This window comes from Frankia sp. CgJB1 (assembly GCF_977947065.1).
This window is the reverse complement of record NZ_CDWTNB010000215.1, coordinates 1-6,274: the sequence shown is the minus strand read 5'-3', so window position 1 is coordinate 6,274 and position 6,274 is coordinate 1. Positions and strand designations below refer to the sequence as shown.

Here is a 6,274-nt window from a genome sequence, read left to right as displayed (position 1 = left end):
CGGCATTGGGATAAGGGGGGACGCCGACGACGTCCTCAGCATCGATGGGAAGAACGTGCTGAATGCCGCCGACGCACCCCGGTTCAAAATGGCCCTGGGCGTCTACCTGTTCGACCGGAATTCCGATGGCGTCACCCACCTCATGATGCCGATTCCGGCGTATTTCTGGATCGGCTTCATTACCGGCGTAGATGTGTTCATCCCGGCGGGTGAGCGTTCGGTCGAAGTCGCGATGACGCCGCGGGGAAAAACGGCCCACCGGGACGTTCTCCAGGTGCCCGCCTGGCCGTCGGACCGGCATCGCGTCACCCTGCACTTCACCGGCGATGGCTGAACGGATCGCCAGGCCTCGCTGGGACTCTGCCGCACGCCCGCCTGGTCGTCGACCCGTTCCACGTGAGTAACCAGCGCCCTCTCCGACGCGACCGCACAAGGCCAGCCCCCACCGCAACATCCGAATTACATCGAACATTGGGTAAGATTTCAGCTCGAATAATTACCGGGTCGATCTTGACTCTACGTTGATATTGTTGTCCAGCCGGTTTCACAATGTTCACGCCACGATTCTGTCGTATTTTCTCACCGTACGTTAGATTGCCAGCGGCACGGAATACTGCGGCTCGGGCGGAGACGCTCGGGCGAGCGCGGCATCCTCACGTGGAGATGGGAGCAGGAATGGATCGTCGAACTCTCCTTCGGACCGGTCTTGTTAGCGTCGGCGCGGCGGCCTTCAGTGGCTCGCTGTGGCGCGCGGCGGCCGTGGCCTACCCGGCGGTACCGGGTAACAGCCCCTACGGGCCGCTGCAGTCAGCCGACGCCAACGGAATCATGTTGCCGTCAGGCTTCACCAGCCGGGTGATCGCCCGATCCACCCAGACCGTGTCGGGCACCAGCTACACCTGGCACAGGGCCCCGGACGGCGGCGCCTGCTTCGCCAACGGCACGGGCTGGATCTATGTGTCCAACGCCGAGGTAGGCAGCGGCGGCGGCGGCGTGAGTGCCGTGAAGTTCAACAGCAACGCCAACATCATTGGCGCCTACAGCATCCTGTCCGGCACCAACCGCAACTGCGCGGGCGGGACCACCCCGTGGAACACCTGGCTGTCGTGTGAGGAGACCAGCACCGGCTACGTGTACGAGACCGACCCGTGGGGGGTCAACGCGGCTGTCCGGCGGGCCGCGATGGGCCGATTCAACCATGAGGCTACTGCCGCCGACCCGGACCGGAAGGTGATCTACCTGACCGAGGACGCGTCCGACGGGTGTTTCTACCGGTTTATGCCCACCATCTGGGGCAACCTGTCCTCCGGCACCCTGCAGGTACTCAAGGAGGTCTCCGGCGTGCTGTCTTGGGCAAACGTGCCCGACCCCGACGGCAGCCCCACACCCACCCGCGACCAGGTCTCGGGCGCCAAGCTGTTCAACGGCGGCGAGGGCGCCTGGTACTCGGCCGGCAAGTGCTACTTCACCACCAAGGGCGACAACCGGGTGTGGGCCTACGACGCGGCGGCCAGCACCCTGGCGATCGTCTACGACGACAACGTCTCCGGCGCCCCGCTGACCGGTGTCGACAACATCACCGTCGCCGCCGTCGGTGACCTCTACGTCGCCGAGGACGGCGGCAACATGGAGATCTGCATCATCACCCCCGGCGACATCGTTGCCCCCTTCCTGCGCATCACTGGCCAGAGCTCCTCGGAGATCACCGGACCGGCGTTCAACCCGGCTGGTAACCGGCTGTACTTCTCCTCCCAGCGCGGCACCTCGGGCTCCAGCAGCGGCGGCATCACCTACGAGGTGACTGGTCCGTTCCGCACCTCGCTGTGATCGAAATCCTGTAACGGAGGAGCGGCGCGGGCATGCGCCCGACTGCGCGGAAGGCCTCCCCCTCGGGTCGGAACCGGCCGCCACCGTGACCGCCCAGCGGTCGAATCCCCGGGGTGTGGTTGCGACGGTCGACTCAAGCGCGGCCGGGCCCGTCGGTTCGGCGGGCTCCCCGGACTCGGGCAAAGGCCGAGGGTGGCCCTGCTTGGGCAGGGCAGGGCCACCTGTCCACGGACCCCTCCCGGAGGTCTCGGGCGTCACGCCCGGCTGCGGCTCGCCGTCACGCTGGCCCCGCCCGGCGGAGGTCGCGGCTCGACGCAGGGCGGGACCGGCCTGCCGCCAAGACTGACGCGGGCGACCGGGATCCGGAAACGTCAGTCAGGCATGCCTTTCTCGTATGGGCCGCGCGGATGTCGTCGTCTGCGCCACAGGCAACCGGGCGCTGGAGGGGAAGACTTCACCTATCTACGGCCCGGCTCCTAGGTGGCGTCCGTGACACCACCCCGGCCAGCGGCGACAGCACGCCACCAGCAGCCGTCGCTGTCCGCAAGGAGTCAGAAACGACATCCGCCATACACCGCGAAGACCCGGGAAGACCCGGGAAACCGCCGAGCCCGTGCTGTCGGATATCCGATAGTCGAGCATTCAGCCGAACATCTGTGCCCGTTTGGCATGGCGTCGTTATCCTGATGTGTCGACTGACGGAGGACTGATCGCCCGATTTCACTCCGGCCTTCACCGACCGTACCGACATGGAAGGCCGTTTCGATGTCGTACGAATCTGGACCTTACCGGGTATCGCCCAAGCTGCTGGCCCGGGAGGACTTCCGGACGGCGTGTGCGACGCGAGACTTCCGCGCGGTGTTCCGGCTGATGAAGAAATATGACGGTGCCAGTCAGAATCGCATCGCCTCGCCGGTGGAAGGGCTCAGCCAGAGCAGGGTCAGCCGGATCATGCAGGGCGAGGACCGCATCGCCCGGCTCTCCCTGATCGAACGCATCGCCGACGCGCTGCGTATCCCGGGTAGTTATTTCCACCTGGCCGCACGGCCGTGGGAGGCGGCACGGGACGTGCGCGAGCCGCCCGGGCCGCCGACGGTTCCGGCCGGACCCGGCCCGACGCCGGTGGCCCACGTCGCGACCCCCTCCGTCGACCCGGCCCCGGCCCCCCGGGCCCGTCGTCGCCGAGAGCCCGGGCCGGGTCCCCCCCGGACCGGGGGGCCTGGTCGTCGAGGAGGACCGGGCCGAACTCCGCTACGACTACGACGACAGCATGTACGTCGCCCACCAGCGAAGACGTCTTCTCAACGCCGGCAGCGAACCGGTCACCCGGTATCTGATGCGGATATCGGTTGACCGGTTCCCGGGAGATCCGGAACGCTCCGCGCGGTTGTACCGATCCGATCCACTGCGCTGGGAGGACCTCCAGCTCAGCGCACACTGCGGCGGCGAGCAGATGGCCTGGCAGGTCAAGACCGACTGGGACGCGCTCAAGGAGGTCTGGCTGCTCTTCGAGAACAGTCGAGGGCGATTTCCGCTCTATCCCGGCGAATCGGCATGGATCAACTACAGCTACCAGGTGAGCAGGGAGAAGTGGGGGCCGTGGTTCCAGCGTGCCGTGCGGGTACCGACGAGTTTCCTCTCGGTGCAGCTGGACTTTCCGGCCGAGCTGGATCCCGTGGTCTGGGGCATGGAAACGTCGATGACCGCCGATGCCTTCCCGTTCCGGACCGCAATCGCCCGCACCGACTCCGGCGACCGGCGGATCTTCACCTGGTCGACCACCGAGCCGCCGCTGCACGCCCGCTACCGACTGGAATGGAACTTCCGGGCCACCGTGCCGGAACGTGATCCGGCCGCGGAGACCGGAACACGTCCCAGCGATCAGATGGCGGCCGTTGGCATCGTGCAGGAGGGTGAGGCGATCCTGCGGCAGTCGGCCCGCCCGTTCGCCCTGCCCGACGAGGCCGAGGACGCGCGTCGGGTCGTCGGCCGAGCTGTCCTCCGCCCTCGAACGGGTATCCGCCCTGCACACCTTCGGCAAGGGCATGGGCATCGCCGCGCCGCAGGTCGGCATCAACCGCGCCGCGGCGATCGTGCGTACCCCGGGCGGCGACACGCTCACGCTGCTCAACCCCAGCGTCATCGAAACCTCCCGGGAGACCGACGAGCAGTACGAGGGCTGCCTGAGCTTCTTTGACGTCCGTGGCCTCGTCCCCCGGCCGCTGGAGCTGCACGTCGAACACACCGATATCGACGGCAACCGGCACATCACCGTCTATCGGCAGGGGCTGGCGCGGCTTGTCGCCCACGAGATCGACCACCTGCACGGTCAGCTCTAAACGGATCGGATGCGGGCCGGAACCACACCGATCCCGGTGGAGCAGTACCGGGGTACCGGCTCGGCCTGGTCCTACAACCGCTGACCGACCCGAACGCACCCGCCTCGCGGGCGGCATGACGGCTGGCGGCTGGCGGCGACGCAGCGCCGGGACCGGGTGTCCGGCACCGACTGGTAGATCCGACATATGACATGATTCCCTCGTGCCGTATAGTCCGGAAAGCGGGCGATAGGTGCGGGCCCGCCGGAACGCCGGCACAGATTTTTCCAGATCCTGGTTAGAGATTGCCGGCAGCGGGTAGCGGAGGCTTGATCACTACGCGGCGGAACAGTTTCTCCACGCACCGCGTATTGTTTACCGTCAACGTGACGACCCAGCTACGGACTAGGGATTTCCAGCCCGCTGGACAACCTCTAGAATCGGGCGCGCACGCGGGCGCGAAACACCATTAAAAAGATCGGGATAAGTAAACAGGATGCACTGTGTGCATCCTCACATACTCTTGTTTTTCCTGGGTCGCTCTCAGCTATGTTCATTGCCGTGCCGTCACCTGATGGCATGCGTCGGGCGGCACGCCGCATCCTGCCCCCGCTCGACGAGAATCAAACCTTCGGCAGGAGCGGGGGAACCAATTCCGGGCGCCACGAAAAGGCGTTCTCGGGGTGAAGCCGCGATGCGCGGCCGGGCATTCCCAGCCCGAACCCGACAGCTCACCTCGCAGGCGTGGGGAAGGGCAACTCAATGTCCAACGCTCGTTCGCTCGCTCGTGGCCTCAACCGCATCAGGCTCGGTTCCCGGGCCTTGATCGCCGCCACCACTCTCGCGGCCTCGATCGGCGGTGGCCTCGCGCTGTCCCAGCCGGTCAGCGCGTCGACGAATGCCGACCGCTTGCTCTCCAAGGTGATTCCGTGTGAGTCCGGGGGAAACCCGCGCGTGGTCAACTCCATCGGCGCCGGCGGGCTGTTCCAGTTCCTGCCCAGCACTTGGCGCGGGGTCGGCGGCAAGGGTCTGCCGCAGCACGCCAGCGTCGCCGAGCAGTGGCACCGCGCCCGCATCCTGTACGCCCAGCAGGGGACGAGCCCCTGGTACGCATCGAAGCCGTGCTGGGGTCACAAGATCTGAGCTGCCCGACTTCCCGCGCCAGCTTTCACTGTCCGCGCCCGGCCGGTACTGATCGGCGCGCGGCCAGCAGCCCCGTGTCCCCTCCGGGACACGGGGCTGCGCGCTACGTTTCCCGGTCACGGTTTCCCGGTCACGGCGACGCCGGCCAGGTCAACTTCCGCAGCCCCGCCCGGCGGCGGAGACCCGGCGGACCCACCGATCGGCCGGCTCAGCCGATCCGACGGCGGCGGGCGATCTCGGCCAGCGTGATCCCAGCGGCCACCCCCGCGTTGAGGGACTCCACCGCACCCGCCATGGGGATCCGGACCCTCACGTCGCAGCGCTGCTCGACCAGCCTGGACAACCCGCGTCCCTCGGAGCCGATCACCAGGACGAGTGGGTCGGTCGCCATCGTGAGCTCGTCGATGCTCACCTCGCCGCCCACAGCCAGACCGACGACGAACTGGCCGCCCGCCGCGTAGGAGACGAGCGTGCGGGCCAGGTTGGTGGCGCGCGCCACCGGCAGCCGGGCGGCGGCCCCCGCCGAGGTCTTCCAGGCCGCGGCGGTCATGCCGGCGGCCCTACGCTCCGGAACGACGACGCCATGGGCACCGAAGGCGGCGGCCGAGCGCACCACAGCCCCGAGGTTGCGGGGATCGGTGACCCCGTCCAGCGCCAGCAGCAGACCGGGGGGGGACGAGCGCGCGCGGGCGAGGAGATCATCCGGATGGGCATACCAGAACGGCGGTACCACGAGGGCGAGACCCTGATGCGGAGCGGTGCCACACATCCGGTCGAGATCCGTGCGGCCGACGTCGGCCACGGCGATCCCGGCCCGCCCGGCGAGTCGGCGGGCGTCGGCGAGCCGCTCGTCGAAGTCCAGCCCGCCGGCGATGAAAAGGGCCGACGACGGCACCCCGGCCCGCAGCGCCTCGACCACCGCGTTGCGCCCGACCACCAGCTCGTCGCCCTCGGTCCGCCGTGGGCGCCCGGTCCCCGCGGAACCC

General features: G+C 68.1%; 5 protein-coding genes, 1 pseudogene and 1 riboswitch. Of the genes and pseudogenes, 5 read left to right on the top strand and 1 reads right to left on the bottom strand.

Translation table 11 applies throughout. The features are described from left to right. From AC08OT_RS18350 to AC08OT_RS18330, 5 genes and pseudogenes are all read left to right on the top strand, one after another. Window positions 1-334 (top strand): annotated as a pseudogene (locus AC08OT_RS18350) (lipase); the annotation flags it as partial. Window positions 335-675: 341 nt separating this feature from the next. Beyond that, complete coding sequence (locus AC08OT_RS18345) at window positions 676-1,827, top strand: alkaline phosphatase PhoX (protein ID WP_476594747.1); 1,152 nt, start codon at window positions 676-678, stop codon at window positions 1,825-1,827. A gap of 765 nt (window positions 1,828-2,592) precedes the next feature. After that, window positions 2,593-3,180: a helix-turn-helix domain-containing protein gene (locus tag AC08OT_RS18340; protein ID WP_476594875.1), complete on the top strand. Its 588-nt coding sequence runs from the start codon at window positions 2,593-2,595 to the stop codon at window positions 3,178-3,180. Window positions 3,181-3,740: 560 nt separating this feature from the next. Continuing rightward, window positions 3,741-4,166 carry a peptide deformylase gene (locus AC08OT_RS18335; RefSeq protein ID WP_476594874.1) on the top strand — a complete coding sequence of 142 codons (426 nt, stop codon included), beginning with the start codon at window positions 3,741-3,743 and terminating at the stop codon, window positions 4,164-4,166. A gap of 595 nt (window positions 4,167-4,761) precedes the next feature. Continuing rightward, a riboswitch (cyclic di-AMP (ydaO/yuaA leader) is annotated at window positions 4,762-4,905 on the top strand. A gap of 2 nt (window positions 4,906-4,907) precedes the next feature. Then, window positions 4,908-5,288 (top strand): transglycosylase family protein, encoded by a 381-nt coding sequence (locus AC08OT_RS18330; RefSeq protein WP_476591525.1) that lies wholly within the window; start codon window positions 4,908-4,910, stop codon window positions 5,286-5,288. 208 nt (window positions 5,289-5,496) lie between these two features. Here the strand turns inward: AC08OT_RS18330 and rlmB are convergent. Then, a partial coding sequence (rlmB, locus tag AC08OT_RS18325; protein WP_476603095.1) for a 23S rRNA (guanosine(2251)-2'-O)-methyltransferase RlmB occupies window positions 5,497-6,274 on the bottom strand: 778 nt, incomplete at its 5' end.